The organism is Salinicola halophyticus, assembly GCF_003206695.1.
GTDB lineage: Bacteria > Pseudomonadota > Gammaproteobacteria > Pseudomonadales > Halomonadaceae > Salinicola > Salinicola halophyticus.
The window spans coordinates 537,914-557,849 of sequence record NZ_PZJN01000006.1; the positions used below are offsets into that span (position 1 = coordinate 537,914).

A 19,936-nucleotide genomic window follows, 5' to 3' on the forward strand; every position below is an offset into this window, starting at 1 on the left:
CTGGCGCCTTTTTTGCGAACCGTTTTTTGCAGACAAAGGCGTAGCCGATGCGACGCCGGGAGCGCGCATAACGAGAGAGAGCGAAACGGTGAGTGATGCGGTGTCGATGAGTGCCGGCCGCTTCCTGCAGCCGGCGATCGATCAGCGCGGGACGTCCTAGAACGGCCCGTGCTGGAACGGGCTGTGTTAGAACGGGCTGTGCTGGAACGGATAAACGCTAGAACTGATAGGAAACGGTGGCGGTGACATTCCGCTCCGCCCCGAAGTAGCAGTACTCGAGCGAGTTACACGAGGCGACGTACTCCTTGTCGAGCAGGTTGCCCACGTTGACCCGGGCGTTGACGCCTTTTAGCCCGACCTGGTTCAGGTCGTAGCCCACGGCGGCATCCACCAGAGTGTAGTCGGGTACCTTCTCGGTGTTGGCGCGGTCGGCGTAGATATCGCCGTAGTACCGCACGCCGACGCCGGCATCCAGTCCGTCGAGAGCGCCGCGGTCAAAGGTATAGTGACCCCAGAGACTGGCCTGATGGCGCGGTGCATAGATGGCGTGGTTACCCTGCTCGCCGGGCACGTCGCTTTTCTCGTAGGTGATGTCGGTATAGCTGTAGCCTGCTTGCAACCGGAAGTTGTCGGTCAGGTAGGTGCGCGCCTGCAGCTCGACGCCCTGAGACTGGATCTCGCCCACGGAGCGATAGTCGTCGGTGGGCTGCTCCTTGGTCGCCACGTTTTCCTGATTGATCCGGAACAGCGACAAGGTGTAGAGATCGCGGCTTTCCGGCGGCTGATACTTGAGCCCGGTCTCCCACTGTTCGCCTTCCATCGGTTCCAGCAGATCGCCGTTACCATCGACGAAACTGGTCGGGGTGAAAGCGGTGTTGTAGCTCAGGTAGGGCGCGATCCCGTTATCGAAGCGATAGAGCACGCCGGCACGGCCGCTGAACTGGGTGTCATCGAGAGTGCTTTCGGTATCGTTCAGATGGTCGGTGTTCTTGATATCGACCCAGTCGTAGCGGCCGCCGAGGGTCAGACGCCAGCGATCGATCGCCATCTGGTCCTGCAGATAGATGCCGGTCTGGGTGAGTTCATGGCGCTCGTCGTTGGTGACTCCAATCTCTCCGATCGGATCGGCGCCGTAGCTGGGGTTGAAGGCGTCGATGCTGGGGAATGCGCCGGCGGTCCATTCCACGTCGTTCTTGCGCTTCTGATAGTCCACGCCGACCAGCACGGTGTGATCGATGAAGCCGCTCTTGAGCTTCGCCTCCACCTGGTTGTCGACGGTCCAGGCGTCGAGGGATTCGCGGCCGCCGGAGTAATAGCGGTTCAGTTCGTTGGAGTCCGGCGACACCCAGCCGTAGCCGTAGACCTGATTCAGTTCGACGTCCGAATTCAGATAGCGCAATTTCTGACGCCCGGTGACGTTGTCGCTGAAACGGTGCTCGAGGTCATAGCCGAACATGCGCTGGGTGCGCTCGAACTTGTCGTAGTCGTCTTCGCCGTCGAAGAAATCATTGCCGATGTGGCGGCCGTTATGGCTGCTGACGGCTCCCTCGTAGGGCACGCCGGAGTGGTAACCGCCTTCCGGGTCCTTCTGCAGGTAGGCCATGAAGGTGACGGACGTGTCATCGGTTGCGTCCCAGGTGATCGACGGCGCGATGGCGTAGCGCTCTTCCTCGATCGGCCCGAACTGGGTATCGCTCTTGCTGCCGATCCCGACCAGGCGATAGGCGACGCGGCTCTCGTCATCCAGCGGCCCGGAAAAGTCGAACGCGGCGCTTCGCTGGCTGTTGGTCCCGGTGCTGAAGCGCAGCTCGTTGCGACCCTCGAACAGCGGCTTCTTGCTAGTCAACGCCACCAGGCCGCCGGGTGACGAGCGGCCATAGAGCACCGACGCCGGCCCCTTGACGATCTCGACGTTATCCAGAAACCACGGATCGATCACCATCGAGCTATAGCCGTTGGCGTCACCCATCACCTTGAGCCCGTCGAGATAGGTGTTACTCAGGCTGCCGTCGGAGAAGCCCCGCATGACCAGATAGTCATAGCGGTTCGAGGCCCCGACCTGATTGGTGTAGACCCCGGGCGTGTACTGCGCGGCTTCACGCAGCGTACGAACGCCACGTTCGTCCATTTCCTCGCGGTCGACATTGGAGACGGTCTGCGGGGTTTCGACGACGGGTGTCTCTGTCTTAGTGGCGGCAGACTGTCCGGTCACCGTGACGGTATCGAGAGAGGTACTGCTGGCCGCCGTGCCGCCGGATGCCGAGGTGGATGCCGTATCGTCACCCGTCTGCTGGGCCCAGACCGGGAACGACAGGCAAGCGCAGGCCAGTGCACTTACCGGGTAACGCAGAACATGATGCATGAATGACAGACTCCCCTTGAATGAAACTCGTTCTTATCCATGGACGTTGCCCAGAAGAAGACGGAGAGGAGTCGAATTCCTGAACCGAAATGACAATTATTTTCAATAAACGGCGTCGGGCGGTACACAATCGGTCGAAGGGCGGCGATGATCCACCGAAGCGGGAAGCGGGAAGCGGGAAGCGGGAAGCGGGAAGCGGGAAGCGGGAAGCGGGAAGCGGGAAGCGGGAAGCGGGAGCGGAAGGCAGAGAGAGAAGAAGGAAATGGAAAGCGGCGGACCATGAGTGGCCCGCCGGATTCGTCTACCAGGCGATGATCGCAATAATGACCAACGCGAACAGCGCCCACTTGATCGCGTAGTAGAGCGGCTTGTTGCGTTTTTTCAGCGCCTTGCCCTGTCGGCGTACGGCATAGATGTACTTGAAGGCGCGGTTCAATCCGCCGGTGCGGTCGCTGTCGTCATTGGGCGAGCTGGCAGCGGCCATCACCGTGCGGCCGAAGAAATGGTTTAGGCTGCGCGCCCAGCCATACTTCATCGGCCGTTCGATGTCGCAGAACAGAATGATGCGATTCTGATCCGACCCGTTCTCGGCACGGTGTAGATAGGTCTCGTCGAACATCACCGCCTCGCCGTCGCGCCAGCTGTACTTCTCGCCATCGACATCGATATAGCAGCGGTCGTCGTTGGGCGTGATCAAGCCCAGATGATAGCGCAGCGAGCCGGCGTAGGGATCGCGGTGCAAGGTCAGATGGCTGCCTGCCGGCAGCTCGGCGAACATCGCCGCCTTGACGTTGGGAATGCCGGCCAGCAGCTGCGTGGTCCGCGGGCAGAGCTGCTCGGCCGAGGCATGACTTTCGCCGTACCACTTCAGATAGAAGCGCTTCCAGCCGCGGCGGAAGAACGAATTGAAACCGGCATCGTCGTAGCGTGAAGACGCCTTGATATGATCCTGCAGCGCCATCGCCTCGTCTCGGATCGTCTCCCAGTTACCGGTCAGTCGTTCGAGTTCCGGATAGCTCGCCAGATCGTGATAAGGGCGATCCCTGTCGCGGCCGAAGAGCGTCATCAGCGCGTTGATCGGGGCCATGAAAGTGGAATGGTCGGAGGCCTGGCGCAGCGGCTTGTGGCGTACGCGACCGCGGTAGTGTGTATAAAGCACACTAGCCAGAAAAAGCAGTATGAGAATCCATTTGATCATAGGGGGAGTGTTCCAGGGGCTAGCCAGTCGCGATCGCGGTTGATGCAATCGCATGTCGCGCAAATGATTTGTTGGCTTACTATTTTCCCTGAATCATGATCAGCGTCAACAGATACTCATCGATGGCCGTGACGTGCCCGGATAGACGACTGCCCGCCGGCCACTGTGACGACAACGTCTTGAGCAGTTCGATGGTGACCGAGCCCTCGCGAGCGTCCCAGGCGATCAGCCGGGCGTCCGGAAAGTAGAAGCGCCGACGCACCAGCGGATAGAGCGCCTTGAACAGGCTCTCCTTGAGCGAGAACACCAGCGTCACGAATTCCCCCTGACTCTCGACGCCTAGCCGTCCGAACCACTCCTGCTCCGATCCCACCAGAATCTGCGGCGCCAGGCGCCGGGCGCGCTCGTTGCTCATCACGACCTCGGCATCCAGCCCGACGCCGTGAAAGTCCGGGCGCCTGGCGACGACCGCTGCTGCCAGACCTCGACTATGGGTGATCGAGCCGACGGTATCGGCGGGCCAGTCGGGAAGCTGCTCGGCGTCCTGCGCAGGTGTCGATGGCGAGCCCGTCAGCGCACCGATGGCGTGCCGAGCGGCAAGGCGCCCACCCATGAACTCCGCCCGCCGTTTTGCGGCGGCGGTTTTCAGGCGCTCGGGCGTCGGGAGATCCCAGGCATCGAGATCGGTTTCACATAAGGCGTGGGTATCGAAGCGAAGGGCGCTAAAGCAGGCTTCGGGAAATGCGAGTTGCCAGGGCCACTCGCTCCTGGGCGAGTGGCAGCCGAATGGCAACGTTTCGATCAGTGGTCTGACTTCAGACATCGATCAACGATCGACCAGCACGGCGTTGAGCTCGACCGGCACGTCATCGCCGATCTGCTGGTAACCCATCAGCGACAGAATCGAACGCACGTTCTGATTCTTCATCAGTTCCTTGCCATCCAGCGAGACCGGCTCGGCATTGCGTACGCGCACCACATCAGCCGACTCGCGGGTGAAACGTACCGGCAATTTTTCCTGGCGCTGCTCGCCGTTGGAGTCCGTGCGCAGGGTCAGTATCTCGACCGTCGACTGACCGACCTTCAGCGAATTGATCCGCTCCGGCGGCAGTTGCGTGACCACCGTCACCAGGGTGGTGTTGGTCAACGATGACATCCACGGGGGCAGGTCGCCCAGCCGATCGAGCACGTCCGTCTGATTGAGTCGCACGGGCAGCTTCAGCGTACCGTCCGCGCTGATCTGGCCTTCCATGCGGCGCAGCGAGTGTTCGTGGGTAATCGACTCGCCGCCGCTGGTGATCTCGGTCACCGTGGCCGTCACCCGAGACTGATTGGGGTCGAGCTGCCATGCGGCCTGGGCCAGTCCGCAGAATGTCACCAGGCCCGCAGCCAAGCCGATACCGGCAATCCGGCGGATGATTGTGTTCGATGACATCGTGTCCTCCCTGGACGTTCATGACGTTCAACAGCGGCTGGCCTGTGCCGGCCGCTTTGGTTATCATACGGCTCCCGCGTTTCAGGGCCTATAGCTCAGTTGGTTAGAGCAGGGGACTCATAATCCCTTGGTCGTAGGTTCGAGTCCTACTGGGCCCACCATAAAATCAGTAGCTTACGTCAGTTTTCGACCCGTTTCAGGGTTCCATTTCTATGCCGTGTCCACACTTTGACCACACTCGAATTTCGGACCGTACTTGATGCTGTCCGCCAGATGATCGGGTGAGAGGTGGGCATAGCGCATAGTCATCTGAATCGTCTGGTGTCCGAGGATCTTCTGCAGCGCGAGCAAGTCACCGCCGTTTACGATGAAGTGGCTCGCGAACGTATGACGCAGAACGTGCGTTCGTTGGCCCTTAGGCAGCTCAATTCCCGTTCGGTTCATTGCCTCAGAGAAAGCCTGATAGGCGTCCTGGGCGAACAGACTGCCGCTTCATTTTCCGTGATTCTTCAAATTTTCATAAAGGTCGACACTGATCGGCACGGCTCGGTTGCGTCCGTTTTGGTTCATGCCAGCCTGGACAAGAAACCGAGAGTGGTCGGCCTGTTCCAGGAACACGCGAACGGGTTGCTTCTTCGCGGTGGTCATTGGGTGTTCCTCGTGTGGGTGGGTACTGCAGGTTTGTTGCGATGCGCATTCAGGAGTGAACGCGTAATCGCTTCAGGGAGAAAAAAGGCCCGTGACGCTGGGGAAGCCTGTCGGGCAGGGAAAGACGAGCAAGCGTAAGCGCCACGGACCAAGGGGAACGCGGTTGGGGCAAAAATCGGGGACAAAAAAACGGCCCGATAAGCGTCACTAGGGGAAGTGCCTAACTTATGGGCCGGAAAAGATCGCTTTCCTTGGAAGGCGACCATGAACGCGGTGAAGCCGGTGTGGATTAATGAACCCGAGCTCGGCTTGATGTAGAAAGTGTCTTCATTAAACGACGCCTAAGCAAAGAATATTTTGGTCTTGTTATAATTTTTTTCAATCCAAACGTAAATATTAGACCAAAGGCGAAAGATATCAGCGACAGCAAGTCGGCTAACGTCGGAAAAGAGTGAGCAGAAGATACAATTGGTATAAAAAACCCGCAACGGATGGAGGGCCTTATCGAGCCACACATCGTTGCGGGTGGGGGGTGCGTCAGCTGATCTTGTCAGGACGTCATTTGGTGTATAGGAGGTTCATGGTCGCTATGTTTCTGCGCAGTCCGGTAGCCGTTGGGCGCTACCCACCTATTAAGCGAGCAAACGCTAATTGCATACGCTGCATCTACCGATGCTACTCCTCGAAGGCGCACAGGAATAGTCGACGAAATGCGACACTGGCCAAAAGAAACCCGGTTATGGGAAACGTTCAGCAGGGAGCGTTTGCCATACCGGGTTGAAGCGGCCGCAGGGAAGCAACCCGAAACGTTTAACCGGTGTGCATCGCTAACGAAGCCCACAGTGGCGGGTGCTTCACTAGCGGCAGGTTGTTGGGGGAGGTCCTTCTCCGAGGGGTTGAGGTCATCAACCCTGCGTCCTATCGCACGGCTAATTATGATTAGTTGTGAATAGAAGTAAACAGCCCTAACGCAAGTTAAGTCGCAAAGATTTGTGCGAAAAAAGCGCTGTAAATCACTGATTGTGTGGTGATCTACACGAATGCTGGAGATATGGGGGACGACGTGATTAATGACCATTCCTCCGACTGGAGGCACTCAGTGGTCAGAAGGGCGATGTTGACCATGGGGCGACGGCCGATCTTGAACAGCGGAAGGTTGCCGAGCTGAAGCTGACCCTTGATGGCGCTATATGAGAGGCCGGTTAGCTCTGAGAATCGCTCGATGGTCATGACTGGCACGGTGGCCGGGACCTGGGGCGCGTTATTCTTTTCCATTGTCGTATCGGCTCGTTTTGGCTCGCTGTGGTATGTTTTGATTCCGTGAAATTTTCACGGGTAAACCAGCGGGTATCCTCAAAATATGGTACCCATGTAATCAGTATACTAAGAAGTTGGGTCATGTCTAGTGAGTTAGCCAAAAGAATGCGAGAAATTCGCGAAGCTGAGACGTCCGGACGTCACGAGTTTTCGCAACTCATTGGTGTGGCTAAGAAAACGGTGGAGAGCATCGAACAATCAGGAAGAGCGCCGAAAGGGGAGATGCTGGAAGCCATCTGCATCCAATGGCCGAAATACTCACTTTGGCTGATGACGGGGCAAGTCAACGAAGCAGCGGGGCAGGTGAGCCCGGAGATAGAACGGACCAGAGATCGGCTCAAGCCGACAGGAACGGATACCGGGTCGCGAGGCGAGTAGCCGAACGCTGGTACCAGGGAACAGGGAACGAGTGATGGGCGGGACAAGGGAAAGCTACAAATCAAACTCGATTGAAAATAAAAGCCTCATTCAGCGCAGAGGGTGATATGAAAGATCTCGGTAATTTAGGTGAATCAGTCCTACAAACAATGTGCTTTCAGGTAGGATTAACGGCCAATGTTTCTAAGGTTGATGCAAATGGATGGGACGCATTCGTCGAATTTCCCCTTGATGTAAATGCTGAAAAAACATTTGTTCATGATTCTCAAGCTGAATGTAAAGTCCAGGTTAAGGCAACCTCAAAAAATAAAAGAGGTTGGGACGTAAGTCTTTCCAATCTTAGGAAAATGGCGACCTACCCCGGGTTGGCTTTTTATTTATTCTTAAAAATTGATGATGATGCCAAGGTTGAAAAAGCTTACTTGGTTCATTTGGATAGAGATTTGATATGGAAGGTGCTACAGAGAGTAGACAGGGAAAAAGTCCAAGGGAATGGGGCTAAGTTAAATAAAAAAACGATGACGATTAAGTACGGCAAAAGCGAGCAGTTGTCTGAGGTTCACGGAAAATATTTCAAGCTGGCTGTAGAGCAAATAGTCGGTGGCGATTTCTCTCGATATGTTAGAACAAAAACTGAGTATTTAGAGAAAGCAGGATACGAACAAGGAGCGTATGAGCTTAATTTTGAAACGAGCAGTCCTGAAGGCTTGATTACCTTTCATGAAATGAGCTTGGGTGTTGATAAAGAATTAGAAGTTTCCAAAGCAGAAGCATTTGAAAAAAGGTTTGGATTGAAAAGACCAGGCTCAGTGTTCGGGGGGGCTGGAGTTATAAGGCTAGATAATGTTAAGCCGAAGGCCAAAGGGACAATTTTTTTCAAGGAAGCCAGGCATGCGCCGGGTTTGAAGTTCGATATAGAGCTTTATGCTTCTCCGTTATCGGAAATGCTTCCTAACGAAAAGAAATGCTTCAGAGTTAACTCAGAATTGTTTGAGCTTTTAGTATATCCATTCACAAGCAAAATCTCTTACAAGTTTAAGCTGGATTATAGGTCAAGGCATAAGCTTAAAGATTTGAAGGGAGTGCTTGAACTAGTAAAGTTCTTTTACTCTCAGAAAGGCCAAGGATATTGTAAAGTTGTTGTTTCTGGTAATAATGACATTGATTTTACTATACACAGAGAAGGAGGAGGGTTTGAACACGCAGATGATTTGCGCGGAGTGGAAAGCCTTGTTTCAATTGAGAGGTGCTATCATTTAGAAGAATGTCTATCCATAAGTTTGGAAGAGCTTAATGCTAGAGAGTCAAACATAAAGCACTTTGAAAATATGCTTTTCCGAGACAGTTTAGAAGTAAAGATGGAGCTGGATGAAGAGGTGAAGTGGGGAGCAGATGAGATTACCGGTATTGCATTTTTTCAAGGCGTGATAATAAGCAATTATCTTCTGGGTGTTTGTATTGTCATGGATGCATCTGGGGAGAAGGTAATAAATGGCAGGACGGTTTATGGAAGAATGCCGGTAACAATTCTAGACAAGGTTTGTTGTGATCCCGCAGATATTGCGGAAGATGAAATCATGAAATTGCTTGAAGACAAAGTTTCAGATTTGCCGGATGATGAAAAAATAATAATTCTAGATATGCGACCTAAAAACAGTCCTGAAAATTAAATATTTTATGTGCAATTTCACAACACCTTGACCACACAGCGTCCACCACCATTGGCCATAATGGTATGCAGCCAGACAAGCGCTTTTCCTAACCGATTGAATTTAAACGTAACCGGCCAGAGCGAACCGCTATGGACACATCTCATAATCCCTTTGTCGTAGGTTCAAGTCCTACTGGGCCCACCATCCTCGAAGTCTCCCCATTGATAAGCAGTCCTTCGGCCAGGTAGCTGCCAGCTTGATGTTAGCCGCTCGACATGATCCCGAACCTGTCGAACGCCTAGGTGACCTCAACAATGAGATGAAGGTGCATACCCACCATCAATCCGCATCCAATTGCGCCTCCAAGCCTCCAAGCCCGCAACGGCAGTGCGGGCCACGTTGAGTAGTCGGGCATCGTCCATGCCTTCTCGCGCACTGGCTGAAAGCCCGGACATCGTGCTGGCCACGAAGTCGGTCACCGCGGATGCGTGCTCCGGATGGGTGCGGGCGACGAACTCGCGAATTCGATCACGGCGCTGATTTGCCACCCGGCGTGCATGAATGACGCTGTCATCTCCGTCATTGCCTCGGGCGGCTTCGAGAACAAGGCACCCCCGCTGTACCGGATCTCGCGCATAGGTTCGTGCGGCGCTCTCCAGCAATTCTGCCAGTGCGTCGACCGGTGCCCGGCAGGGAAGCAGAATCTCGTCCAGCGCGAGGGCAGATCGCGCTTAGCGCTCGATGACCTGCTCGAAAAGCTCGGGTTTGCTACCAAACGCCTTGTAGAAACTGGGCGGTTTCACTCCCAGTGTGTCGGTCAGTGCTGCCAATCCCACTGCCTCGTAGCTACTGGCATGAAATAGTCGCTGGCCCATATCCAGTGCGGTTTCCATATCGAAGGCCCGGGGGCGGCCTCGGGGTCTCGGCGTTAATTTGGAATTTCTTGCCAATCCCTCGTGGCCGTGACGATAGGCGGATTTTGTTATTGGCTTTTCAAGGCTACCTACTAGTCGGAGGGCAATCACGCCATCTATTTCCTGATCTCGGCAATAGGGTTGTCCGTCAGCGAGCTGCGCCGCTCGGACTCCTGATCGATCTCAGTGCGACGAGACGTAATCCGATTTGGCGAAAGCTGGTGGTATTGCGAAATTCTCCCGCATGCGCTTCGTTTCAGCGGCCGGCGTCAATCCGAAAAGCCGTTTGAATTCCCGATTGAACTGCGAAGGGCTCGCATAACCCACGGCATGGCAGGCGGCCTCGGCGGTCATTCCCTGACGCACCATCAGCAAGCGCGCCTGGTGCAGCCGCGTGGATTTCACGTACTGCATCGGCGAGGTGTGGGTAATGGTCTTGAAGTGGTTGTGGAACGTGGGAACGCTCATGCCGGCTTCACCGGCGAGTTGCGCCAGATCGAGCGGCTGGGCGTAAGTCGCGTGAATACAGCGTAGCGCCTTGCCGATCTTTCCGAACTGCCCGCGCATGGCCAGCGCCGCTCGCATCGCATCGCCCTGTGCTCCGCTGAGCACGCGAAAATAGAGCTCTCGAACCAGCGCCGGGCCAAGAATCGACGCCTCGAGCGGCTGGTTCATCGCTTCGAGAAAGCGCACCAGAGATGCCCGTAACGCCGCGTCCATGGGGCTGGACATCAAACTCTGCGGCGCACTCGGCCGTGCTGTCCCGGCATCGCGCTCGATCTGGATCATCAGCTCGGCGGCGAGCTGGAAATCCAGGTGGATGTAGATGGCCAGCAGCGGGTGTTCCGGCGTCGCCTCGGTTTCCATCGTGAAGGGCACCGGCACCGAGACCGCCAGGTAGTGCTGCTCGTCGTACAGATACACCTGATCACCGAAGAACCCCTGTTTTCGCCCCTGACATACGAGCACGATGCCAGGATCGTACAGAACCGGAGTACGCGATAAGGGGCGATCCGAGCGCAGGATGCGCACGTCGGGCAGCGCGGTCAGATTGTAGCCCTCGTTCGGCGCCAGCGCCCGAAGCAACGCCACCATGTGCTGCTGTACAGCCGACGGTGGAGTAGGAATGGTCTTGTTCATCGTATCGCGTGAGATGATAAGAATAGGCAATAAAACTAGAACAATAAGCCTGAAAGGAAGGAAATCAAAGGCGTAATGTGCAGCTCTCACTGATTCATTGGAGCTATTGCCATGTCGTCCAGCAAATCGTCGTCCAACAACCTCATTCTCATCACCGGCGTCAGCAGCGGCTTCGGCCGGGCGCTGGCTCAGGAAGCGCTGGCTAGCGGTCACCGCGTCGTCGGCACGGTGCGCAACGAACAGGCCAGGCAAGCGTTCGAGCAGCTCGACCCGGCGAACGCGGTGGGCCGGGTGCTCGACGTGACCGACTTCGATGCCATCGACGGTGTCGTGGCCGACATCGAGGCGAGCGTCGGGCCGATCGACGTTCTCGTCAACAACGCCGGCTACGGCCACGAAGGGATCATGGAGGAGTCCACGCTGGCCGAGATGCGTCGCCAGTTCGAGGTGAACGTATTCGGTGCGGTTGCCGTGACGAAGGCCGTGTTGCCCTACATGCGTGCCCGCCGTTGCGGGCATATCCTCAACATCACCTCGATGGGCGGCTTCATCACCATGCCGGGCATTGCCTATTACTGCGGCAGCAAGTTTGCGCTGGAAGGGATCTCCGAGGTGCTCGGCAAGGAAGTGAAGCCGTTCAATATCCACGTCACCGCCGTGGCCCCCGGCTCGTTTCGTACCGACTGGGCCGGCCGTTCGATGTCTCGCACACCGCGCTCGATTCCCGATTACGACGCGCTGTTCGATCCGATCCGGCGTGCCCGCGAGGAGAAGAGCGGGCAGCAGCTTGGCGATCCGGCAAAGGCTGCCCGCGCCATGCTGGCCATCATCGCCAGCGAGACGCCGCCGGCGCATCTGCTGCTGGGCAGCGACGCGCTCGGACTGGTTCGCGATAAACTGTCAGCGATGAGCGACGAGATCCAGGCATGGGAAACGCTCACGCGTTCGACCGACGGCTGACGGCGAAGGGCTGAAGATAAGGGCCGAAGATGAGGGGCTGGGCTGGGCTGGGATGGGCAGAGCAGAGGCCCGGCGCATCTTCGCCTTGAGTCATTGCCGAGACGTTGAATGCTCTCTGAGCAAGTAGATTACCAGGATGGAAAGAGCTGCGAGCAGGGCGGCGGCGGTCATCAACAGGATCGAATGGCTGGAGGAGAATGCGGTTTTGCCTGCCGCGATCAGTGCTGTCGCCTGCGGCTCGGCGAGGTCCCGGGCGACCACATAGCTGTCACCGATGGAGCGCGCCGCGCGCTCGGCCTGAGAGGGGGTGATGTCGGGTGCCAGCAAGATGGTGCGACTGTACACGCTGGACAGGAACACACCGAACAGCGTGATTCCCAGTCCGCTGCCGAGTTCGTATGCCGTGGCTTCCAACGAACCCGCCGCTCCGCCCTGGCTGGACGCTACCGAACTCATGATGGCGATGGACGAGGCGGTCAGACCGATGCTGAGGGCCAGGCCAAGGAGCGCCAGCATCAGGGGTACCGTCAGCCCCGGATGCCCAAAGTCGGAACGGGCCAGGCATGCCAAAGCCGCTGCGGCAATCGCCAGTGACAGGCTGGCGACCAGGCGCAGGCCGAACAGGTTGGAAAGGTAGCCGGCGACCGGGCCACCGAGAGCGGCCGCGGCCATGATCGGGATCATGAAGATGCCGGCTTGCAGCGGCGTTCTATCCAAGACGTACTGCAGCTCCTGTGCCAGCGTCAGCTCGACGCCGGCCAGTGCGCCACTCGCGACCACGGCCATGATGATGCCGGCCAGGATTGGCGGGCGCGAGAATAGCGACAGGTCGAGCAAGGGCTCCGGTGCGCGCAACTGCAAACGTACGAAGACCAGCAGCAGGCCAAGGCCGGACAGCGCCACGGAGAGTGCCAAATACAACGGCTGTGTCGCACCGAAGGCCGCCTTGATGCCGTAGACCAGCGAGAGCATGCCGGCGATCAGCAACACGGCCTGCCAGGGCGTCCATTGACCCGATGTCGTTTCCTCGGTGCGTGGCAGCAAAAGATAGACCAGCGGCATGACGGCCAGCATGATCGGCACGTTGATCAGAAAGGCCGAGCCCCACCAGAAATGCTCCAGCAGGGCACCACCGATCAGTGGCCCCAGCGCCGCGCCGGCTGCGCCCACCGTACCCCAGAGGCCCAGCGCCATGGCGCGTTCTTTGTCATCCTCAAAGGTGCGGCGGATGATACCCAGCACGCACGGCATGATCATCGAACCGCCCAGGGCGAGCAGTGCCCGTGTCCCGATCAGCATGGCTGGCGTCGGGGCGAAGGCGGCCAGTAGCGAAGCCGTGCCGAAGATTCCCAGACCCGTCAGCAGGACGCGGCGATTGCCGATACGGTCGGCCAGCGTTCCCATGGGCACCAGCAGGCCTGCCATCAGCAGCGGGTAGATGTCGATGACCCACAATACCTCGGTGGCGGAGGCGTCCAACGCCAGGGTCAGCGAGGGCACGGCGATATGCAGGATCGTCATGTCGATGATCACCGGCAGGAAGGCCAGCATGACGGCGAGCAGGATCAACCAGCGGCGTGGAATAGCGGGAAACAGGAACATCGGCTCTCGTCCGGTATCGGGATGAAGACTATGTCAGGGTCTACGGCTGCGACGTTCGCCGCGCTGCGCACGCCAAGTGGCGAGGCGTTCCTGCGTGCCGATGACGAAGACGAAAAAGGCCGGCACGAAGAACACCGCCAGCACGGTGCCGCTGAGCATGCCGCCGAACACCCCGGTGCCAATGGCGTGCTGGGTCTCCGCGCTGGCGCCGGAGGCGAGCATCAGCGGCACGACGCCGAGGGTGAAGGCCAGCGAGGTCATCAGGATCGGCCGCAGGCGCAGCCTTGCGGCGGTCACCGCGGCCTCGACCAGAGGGCGCCCCTCGGTGCGCAACTGCCGGGCGAACTCGACGATGAGGATGGCATTCTTCGCCGACAGACCGATGAGGGTGATCATCCCTACCTTGAAGAAGATGTCGTTGGGTAGACCGCGCAGCATCACCGCGGCCACGGCGCCGAGCAGGCCCAGCGGCACCACCAGCATCACCGACAACGGAATCGACCAGCTCTCGTACAACGCAGCCAGCACCAGGAATACCACCAGCGCTGAGAGCAGCATGAGCACTGGCGCCTGCGCTGCCGACTGGCGCTCCTGCAGCGACTGCCCCGTCCACGCCACGGCGAAGCCTTGCGGCAACTGCGCTGCCAGGCGTTCCATCTCGGCCATCGCCGCGCCGCTGGAAACGCCCGGTGCGGCGCCCCCGGCGAGTCGCACGGCGGGGAAGCCCTGAAAGCGCATCATCTGCTGCGGCGACTCGCTCCACACCGGCGTCACCACCTCGCGCAGCGCCACCATGCCGCCATTGGCATTGCGTACGCGCAGGCCGAGCACGTCGTCCAGTTGCATGCGCGCCGAAGCATCGGCCTGCAGGATCACCTGCTGCATGCGTCCGGCATTGGGGAAGTCGTTGACATACAGCGAGCCCATCGCCGCCGACAACGTGCTGCTCACGGCAGTGAAGGAGAGGCCCATGGCCTCGGCCTTCTGCCGGTCGATTTCCAGGCGGATGCTCTCGCCGGGCGGCAGCCCATCCGCGTAGACATCGCTGACCACTCCGCTCTGCGCCGCCAGTTTCAGCAGTTGCGCCTGTGCAGCCAGCAACGCGGCCTCGCCGCGGTTGGCCCGATCCTGCAGGAACAGGGTGAAACCGGAGGAGGTGCCCAGCTCGTCGATGGCCGGTGGCATCATGCTCATCACCGTGCCTTCGACGTTATCGGCCATGGCCTGCTGCGCCAGCGCCGCCTCTTCGGCAGCCGTCGCTCCATCGCGCTGATCCCAGTCCTTGAGCATGGTGAAGGCCATGGCCGCATTGGGCCCGGAGCCGGCGAAGCTGAAGCCCAGTATCACCAGATTGGTGTCCAGCGCCGGGCGCGAGGCCACGTGTTTCTCGTAGGCCTTGACCACTTCCAGCGTGCGCTCGCTGGTGGCACCGGTGGGCAGTTGAATGGAAGTCATGAAGTAGCCCTGATCCTCCTCGGGCAGAAAGGAGGATGGCAACTGCCGGGCGGCGATGACCAGTACCACGCAGAGCACTGCGAACACCGCCATCATCCGCCCGCTGCGTCCGACCAGGCGCGCCACGCGCGCGCCGTAGCCTGCCGTGAGGCGCGCGAATCCTCGGTTGAAGGCGCCGAAGAATCCGCGCTTCTCATGATGCTCGGTACCGACCGGGCGCAGCAGCGTGGCGCACAGCGCCGGCGTCAGGGTCAGGGCGAGGAAGGCCGAGAACAGGATCGCCACCGCCATCGACAGGGTGAACTGCTGATAGATCACCCCCACCGAGCCGCTGCCGAAGGCCATGGGGATGAACACGGCGGTGAGCACCAGGGTGATCCCGATGATCGCCCCGGTGATCTCCCGCATCGCCCGCATGGTCGCTTCCTTCGGCGACAGCCCCTGGGTGGCCATCAGCCTTTCGACGTTCTCCACCACCACGATGGCGTCGTCGACGATGATGCCGATGGCCAGCACCATGCCGAACATGGTCAGCGAATTGATCGAGAAGCCGGCCAGCAGCATGACCGCGAAGGTGCCGAGCAGCGCGATGGGCGCGACGATGGCCGGGATCAGCGTGTAGCGCAGGTTCTGCAGGAACAGGAACATCACCAGGAATACCAGCGCCATGGCCTCGAACAGGGTATAGATCACCTTCTCGATGGACACCTTGACGAAGGGCGCGGTATCGAACGGCACCGAGTACGCCATGCCTGCGGGCAGGCTCGGCGCTAGCTCGGCTAGACGCTCCCGTACGGCGGCCGCGGTGCGCACCGCGTTGGCGCCGGGCGAGAGCTGGATGGCGGCACTGGTCGCCGCCACGCCGTTCTCGCGGTTGGAAAAGGCGTAGGACTCCGCGCCCAACTCGAGGCGCGCCACGTCCCCGAGCACCACCTTGCCCCCATCGGCATCCGCACGCAGCACGACCGCGGCGAACTGCTCCGGGCTTGTCAGTTGCCCTTGCACCGTCAGCGGCACGGTCAGGCGCTGGCCGGGCAGCGTCGGCTCGTCGCCGACCCGCCCCGGGGCGATCTGCGCATTCTGCTGCTCGATGGCCTGAGCCAGATCATTCATGGTCAGGCCATAGCCGCTGAGCTTGTTCGGATCGACCCAGACGCGCATGGCCTGCTCGGCGCCGAACAGCTGTACGCGCCCCACACCGTCGATGCGGCGCAATTCCTGGACGATATTGCGCGCGAAATAGTCGTTCAGTGCGACTTCATCGAACTGGCCGTTGGGCGATGTCATGCCGACCATCATCAGAAAGCCCGTGGCGGCGGACTCTACCTGCAGGCCGCTCTGTCGCACGGCCTGGGGCAGGCGGGACTCGACCGCCTTGATCCGGTTCTGCACGTCCACCTGGGCCAGCTCGGCGTCGGTGCCCGGCTTGAAAGTCGCGGTGATCTGCGCCGTGCCCGAGGTGTCGACCGAGGACTCGAAGTAGAGCAGATTCTTGACACCCGACAGTTCGCGCTCGACCAGGCTTACCACCGAGTCGTTGAGCGTCTGTGGCGTGGCGCCCGGATAGGTGGCATAGAGGGTCACCGAGGGCGGGGCCACCGACGGATAGCGGGCGATAGGCAGCTGCGGGATGGCGATGACGCCGGCCAGCACGATGAACAGGGCGATCACCCAGGCAAACACCGGGCGGTTGATGAAGAACTGCGGCATGACGGATTCTCCGGACTCAGCGCGCGGCGGCGCTGAACTGTTCGCGGGTGTCGGACGGTTCGCTGGCGCCGACGGGCTGCCAGGGGTGCGGTGTGACGCGCGCGTTCTCGCTCAGGCGCTCGATGCCTTCGATCACCACCTGCTGGCCGGCACTGAGCCCGGACACCACGCGATAACGGCGCGCCACCAACTCCCCGAGCTCGATCGCCACCGGCCGCGCCTGACCCTGGTCGCCTACCACCCACACGCTGGCCTGGCCGGCGGTGCGGGTCACCGCCTGTTGCGGCACGCTCAGGGCGGTGGGGTAATGCGCACGGGGGACCCTCGCCTGCACGTAGAGTCCGGGCAGCAAACGGCGCTGCGGGTTGTCCACCAGTACGCGCAGCAGCACGTCGCCGGTACCGGTATCCACCTGAGTGCCGGAGAATAGGATGCGGCCCTGCATGCCGAGAGGCTTGCCGTCGCTGCCCAGAATCTCCACGGTCAGCGCCGGCGTCGCCGCGCCGGTCTGGCGGCGCAACGTCTCCAGTGCCGAAGCGGACTGGCGCACATCGACATACACCTGGTCGATCTGCTGGATTCGCGCCATGGGCGTCGTATCGGTCGGCGAGACCAGCGCGCCTTCGCTGACCAGGGTCTGGTCGATGCGACCGTCAATCGGCGCCTCGACACTGGCGAACTGCAGATCCAGCTTGCGTCGCGCCAGAGTCGCCCTGGCCTGGGCCACGTCGGCGGTGGCCTGATCGCGGAGGGAAGCCGCATCGTCGTAGGTCTGGCGGCTGACGGCTTCGCTGCGTCTCAACGACCCCAGACGATCGGCCTTGATGCGAGCCTGGGCCAGCATCGCCTCGGCCCGTTGCAACGCCGCCGAGGCAATATCGACCTCGGCCTTGAAGGGGGCCGGATCGATCTGGAACAGCGTCTTGCCGGCCTCGACATCGCGGCCTTCCTCGAACAGGCGGCGTTTCACGATGCCGGTGACCTGCGCGCGCACTTCGGCAGTACGCACGGCCGATACGCGCCCAGGAAGATCCTCGGTGACCGAAAGGTCGGCGGCTTCCAGCGTCATCACCGAGACCGGAATCGGTAACGGCGCCTCGCTCGTGGCATCGGGTGGCGAGGGGTCGCAGCCTGCCAGCCCCAACACGGCAAACCCTGCGAGCAGAATGCTCCACTGCCGCTGTCTGATGCGCATACCACACTAACCTCGCTCAAGGGGTCGTCGCGCCAGGCGGCAACCGAAAAGGACCGAGGCCCAGTTTGGCTCGCTGCTATTGCGAATGATTCGAGGCTTTATGGAGAAAGCATGGAGGGCGCGATAAAATTCAGGACCATACTCATCGAGTCCGCTCATGTTCGATCGCCACGCGCGTGTCAGCCCTGCTTCTCCTGCTTCAGCACTGGTACTGATCGCCGAGGATGAAGCCGAGATTGCCGACATTCTCGGCGCCTATTTGCAGCGCAGCGGGTTACGCACCCAGCACGCCGCCGATGGCCTCGCAGCGCTGTCCATGCACCAATCGCTCAAGCCGGATCTGCTGCTGCTCGACGTGCAGATGCCTCGCGTCGACGGCTGGAAGGTGCTCAGTGAAATCCGCGCCCGTGGAGACACCCCCGTGATCATGCTCACCGCGCTCGATCAGGATCTCGACAAGCTAATGGGACTGCGTCTGGGCGCGGACGATTACGTGGTCAAGCCCTTCAATCCGGCCGAAGTGGTGGCGCGAGTTCAAGCGGTACTGCGGCGCACCCGGATGAGCGAGCCTGCCCCCACGCAGATGCTGCGCGTCGGCCCGTTCCAGATCGACTTGGAGAACCACGAGGCCAGCATCTGCAATGGTGATCAGCAACAGTTGCTGGATCTGACCCTGACGGAGTTCAAGCTGCTAGCCTGTCTGATGCGGGCGCCCAGGCGGGTGTTCAGCAGGGCGGAGCTACTGGAACATTGTCTGCCCGAGGGCGATACCCAGGAGCGTACGGTGGACAGCCACGTCAGCAAGCTGCGCAAGAAGCTCGAGGCCCTGGACATCCAAGGCGTGCCGGCCAGCGTCTGGGGCGTGGGCTATCGTTTCGGCAGCGAGCCATGAAACGCATGCCGGGTCTGCGTCGGCAGATTATCCAGTCCCTGGCGGTGATGGCGCTGGGCATCATCTTCATCGCGGTGTTCGGCTCCTACGTGTTCTACGCCATCGCCACGGCCTATTTGCCGGAGAGCATCTCCAACAGCTGGATGCCGTCACGGGTCGAACTGGCGTGGATCGTCTGCACTACGGTTGCCGCGCTGGGCATGGCGGTATTCGTTGCTATCCGTTTATCGCGACGTCTGCTCACCCCATTGAATTCGGTGGCACACAGTCTGCGCGAAGTGGCCCAGGGCAAGCTGACCGCGCGTGCGCGGACGGACGAAAGGGCCATGGGCGAGACGGCACAGCTGGTGCGCGATTTCAACGCCATGGCCGAGCGGCTGCAAAGCGTGACCCGGGAACGCGAGTTCTGGAACGCCGCCATCGCCCATGAGCTGCGCACGCCGGTGACCATTTTGCGCGGACGTCTGCAGGGCCTTTCGGAAGGCGTCTTCACGCCCAGCAGCGAGCTGTTCGATGGCTTGCTGCGCCAGGTGGAAGGTCTGAACCGGCTGATCGAGGATCTGCGGGTGTTGAGTCTCAATGACAGCGGCCATCTGGAGTTGCACCGGGTCGAGGTGGATCTCGCCCAGGAACTCGGCAGCGTTCTGCAGGCCTTCGCCGCGCCGCTGGCGGCAAAAGGGTTCCATCTGCACAGTGAACTCGAGGCTAATTTGAAGGTGAAGTGCGATCCGGTGCGTATGCGTCAGGCGCTGATGGCGTTACTGGAAAACGCCCAGCAGCATGCCGAGCCGGGCAGTCTGCGGGTTCGCCTCTATCAAGCGGGCGGTCACTGCCATCTCGTCGTCGAGGACGACGGTCCCGGCATCGATAGGGCGCTTGCCTCTGACCTGTTCGAGGCTTTTCACCGTGGCGATCCCTCGCGTTCACGCAAAAGCGGCGGCAGCGGCCTGGGGCTGGCTGTGGTCAAGGCCATTGCGGAGGCACACGGCGGCCAGGCGATTTGCCAGCCCACGGGGCGGGGAGGCAGTGCGTTCGTCATCATCTGGCCGCTTTGAGCGGCCGTGATGTCGTCATGCGT

Annotated in this window: 16 protein-coding genes and 1 tRNA gene; 7 read left to right on the forward strand and 10 right to left on the reverse strand. The window is 60.1% G+C overall.

The features are described from left to right. Positions 1–217: 217 nt before the first annotated feature. The 4 genes from DOM58_RS10260 to DOM58_RS10280 form a co-directional block, all read right to left on the reverse strand. On the reverse strand, positions 218–2,362 hold the full coding sequence (locus tag DOM58_RS10260; RefSeq protein WP_110692749.1) for a TonB-dependent siderophore receptor: 2,145 nt from the start codon (positions 2,360–2,362) through the stop codon (positions 218–220). A gap of 301 nt (positions 2,363–2,663) precedes the next feature. Further along, the gene (gene lpxO, locus DOM58_RS10270) at positions 2,664–3,560 is read right to left on the reverse strand and encodes a lipid A hydroxylase LpxO (protein ID WP_110692750.1); all 897 of its coding nucleotides are present in this window, start codon (positions 3,558–3,560) and stop codon (positions 2,664–2,666) included. A 79-nt stretch (positions 3,561–3,639) separates the two neighbouring features. After that, entirely contained in the window at positions 3,640–4,383 is a 744-nt protein-coding gene (locus tag DOM58_RS10275; protein ID WP_110692751.1) for a 4'-phosphopantetheinyl transferase family protein, read from the reverse strand. Between the two features lie 3 nt (positions 4,384–4,386). Then, positions 4,387–4,995: a hypothetical protein gene (locus DOM58_RS10280; RefSeq protein WP_245392226.1), complete on the reverse strand. Its 609-nt coding sequence runs from the start codon at positions 4,993–4,995 to the stop codon at positions 4,387–4,389. Between the two features lie 84 nt (positions 4,996–5,079). Here DOM58_RS10280 and DOM58_RS10285 point away from each other — a divergent pair. Beyond that, positions 5,080–5,156 (forward strand) — tRNA-Ile (locus DOM58_RS10285). 49 nt (positions 5,157–5,205) lie between these two features. Here the strand turns inward: DOM58_RS10285 and DOM58_RS17725 are convergent. Then, complete coding sequence (locus DOM58_RS17725) at positions 5,206–5,418, reverse strand: tyrosine-type recombinase/integrase (RefSeq protein ID WP_245392244.1); 213 nt, start codon at positions 5,416–5,418, stop codon at positions 5,206–5,208. On the opposite strand from DOM58_RS17725, the gene DOM58_RS17730 reads away from it, so the two are divergent. The 3 genes from DOM58_RS17730 to DOM58_RS10305 all read left to right on the forward strand — a co-directional run bounded on the left by DOM58_RS17730 (position 5,317) and on the right by DOM58_RS10305 (position 9,008). Then, the gene (locus DOM58_RS17730; protein WP_245392248.1) at positions 5,317–5,781 is read left to right on the forward strand and encodes a hypothetical protein; all 465 of its coding nucleotides are present in this window, start codon (positions 5,317–5,319) and stop codon (positions 5,779–5,781) included. The two genes, DOM58_RS17725 and DOM58_RS17730, sit on opposite strands and share 102 nt — an antisense overlap. 1,260 nt (positions 5,782–7,041) lie before the next feature. Further along, positions 7,042–7,338, forward strand: a complete 297-nt coding sequence (locus DOM58_RS10300; protein ID WP_110692752.1) for a helix-turn-helix domain-containing protein — start codon at positions 7,042–7,044, stop codon at positions 7,336–7,338. Between the two features lie 107 nt (positions 7,339–7,445). Beyond that, a complete protein-coding gene (locus tag DOM58_RS10305; RefSeq protein WP_157957529.1) occupies positions 7,446–9,008 on the forward strand; it encodes a hypothetical protein in 1,563 nt (520 codons plus the stop codon). A gap of 713 nt (positions 9,009–9,721) precedes the next feature. On the opposite strand, the gene DOM58_RS17615 is transcribed toward DOM58_RS10305, so the two are convergent. After that, positions 9,722–9,883 carry a TetR/AcrR family transcriptional regulator gene (locus DOM58_RS17615; protein WP_223162157.1) on the reverse strand — a complete coding sequence of 54 codons (162 nt, stop codon included), beginning with the start codon at positions 9,881–9,883 and terminating at the stop codon, positions 9,722–9,724. A gap of 204 nt (positions 9,884–10,087) precedes the next feature. Next, positions 10,088–11,134, reverse strand: coding sequence for an AraC family transcriptional regulator (locus DOM58_RS10315; protein ID WP_245392227.1), 1,047 nt, complete (start codon positions 11,132–11,134; stop codon positions 10,088–10,090). Between the two features lie 21 nt (positions 11,135–11,155). Between DOM58_RS10315 and DOM58_RS10320 the strand changes: the two genes are divergently transcribed. Continuing rightward, positions 11,156–12,004: an oxidoreductase gene (locus DOM58_RS10320; protein WP_075562701.1), complete on the forward strand. Its 849-nt coding sequence runs from the start codon at positions 11,156–11,158 to the stop codon at positions 12,002–12,004. 90 nt (positions 12,005–12,094) lie between these two features. On the opposite strand, the gene DOM58_RS10325 is transcribed toward DOM58_RS10320, so the two are convergent. Genes DOM58_RS10325 through DOM58_RS10335 form a run of 3 tightly spaced genes read right to left on the reverse strand, consistent with a single transcriptional unit; the run spans position 12,095 to position 17,966 of the window. After that, entirely contained in the window at positions 12,095–13,606 is a 1,512-nt protein-coding gene (locus DOM58_RS10325) for an MFS transporter (protein WP_110692755.1), read from the reverse strand. Positions 13,607–13,639: 33 nt separating this feature from the next. Beyond that, complete coding sequence (locus tag DOM58_RS10330) at positions 13,640–16,771, reverse strand: multidrug efflux RND transporter permease subunit (RefSeq protein WP_110692756.1); 3,132 nt, start codon at positions 16,769–16,771, stop codon at positions 13,640–13,642. Positions 16,772–16,787: 16 nt separating this feature from the next. Next, positions 16,788–17,966, reverse strand: coding sequence for an efflux RND transporter periplasmic adaptor subunit (locus DOM58_RS10335; protein WP_110692757.1), 1,179 nt, complete (start codon positions 17,964–17,966; stop codon positions 16,788–16,790). Positions 17,967–18,123: 157 nt separating this feature from the next. Here DOM58_RS10335 and DOM58_RS10340 point away from each other — a divergent pair, with 157 nt between their 5' ends. After that, positions 18,124–18,858 carry a response regulator gene (locus tag DOM58_RS10340; RefSeq protein WP_110692758.1) on the forward strand — a complete coding sequence of 245 codons (735 nt, stop codon included), beginning with the start codon at positions 18,124–18,126 and terminating at the stop codon, positions 18,856–18,858. Next, positions 18,855–19,913, forward strand: coding sequence for an ATP-binding protein (locus tag DOM58_RS10345; RefSeq protein WP_110692759.1), 1,059 nt, complete (start codon positions 18,855–18,857; stop codon positions 19,911–19,913). The genes DOM58_RS10340 and DOM58_RS10345 overlap by 4 nt, the downstream gene beginning before the upstream one ends. The last annotated feature ends 23 nt before the right edge of the window (positions 19,914–19,936 follow it).

What these genes read in the sequence shown, in the direction of transcription:
- DOM58_RS10260 (WP_110692749.1), bottom strand. Translation starts at nt 2,362, where the DNA reads ATGCATCATGTTCTGCGTTACCCGGTAAGTGCACTGGCCTGCGCTTGC.
- lpxO (WP_110692750.1), bottom strand. Translation starts at nt 3,560, where the DNA reads ATGATCAAATGGATTCTCATACTGCTTTTTCTGGCTAGTGTGCTTTAT.
- DOM58_RS10275 (WP_110692751.1), bottom strand. Translation starts at nt 4,383, where the DNA reads ATGTCTGAAGTCAGACCACTGATCGAAACGTTGCCATTCGGCTGCCAC.
- DOM58_RS10280 (WP_245392226.1), bottom strand. Translation starts at nt 4,995, where the DNA reads ATGTCATCGAACACAATCATCCGCCGGATTGCCGGTATCGGCTTGGCT.
- DOM58_RS10300 (WP_110692752.1), top strand. Translation starts at nt 7,042, where the DNA reads ATGTCTAGTGAGTTAGCCAAAAGAATGCGAGAAATTCGCGAAGCTGAG.
- DOM58_RS10305 (WP_157957529.1), top strand. Translation starts at nt 7,446, where the DNA reads ATGAAAGATCTCGGTAATTTAGGTGAATCAGTCCTACAAACAATGTGC.
- DOM58_RS17615 (WP_223162157.1), bottom strand. Translation starts at nt 9,883, where the DNA reads ATGGAAACCGCACTGGATATGGGCCAGCGACTATTTCATGCCAGTAGC.
- DOM58_RS10320 (WP_075562701.1), top strand. Translation starts at nt 11,156, where the DNA reads ATGTCGTCCAGCAAATCGTCGTCCAACAACCTCATTCTCATCACCGGC.
- DOM58_RS10325 (WP_110692755.1), bottom strand. Translation starts at nt 13,606, where the DNA reads ATGTTCCTGTTTCCCGCTATTCCACGCCGCTGGTTGATCCTGCTCGCC.
- DOM58_RS10330 (WP_110692756.1), bottom strand. Translation starts at nt 16,771, where the DNA reads ATGCCGCAGTTCTTCATCAACCGCCCGGTGTTTGCCTGGGTGATCGCC.
- DOM58_RS10335 (WP_110692757.1), bottom strand. Translation starts at nt 17,966, where the DNA reads ATGCGCATCAGACAGCGGCAGTGGAGCATTCTGCTCGCAGGGTTTGCC.
- DOM58_RS10340 (WP_110692758.1), top strand. Translation starts at nt 18,124, where the DNA reads ATGTTCGATCGCCACGCGCGTGTCAGCCCTGCTTCTCCTGCTTCAGCA.
- DOM58_RS10345 (WP_110692759.1), top strand. Translation starts at nt 18,855, where the DNA reads ATGAAACGCATGCCGGGTCTGCGTCGGCAGATTATCCAGTCCCTGGCG.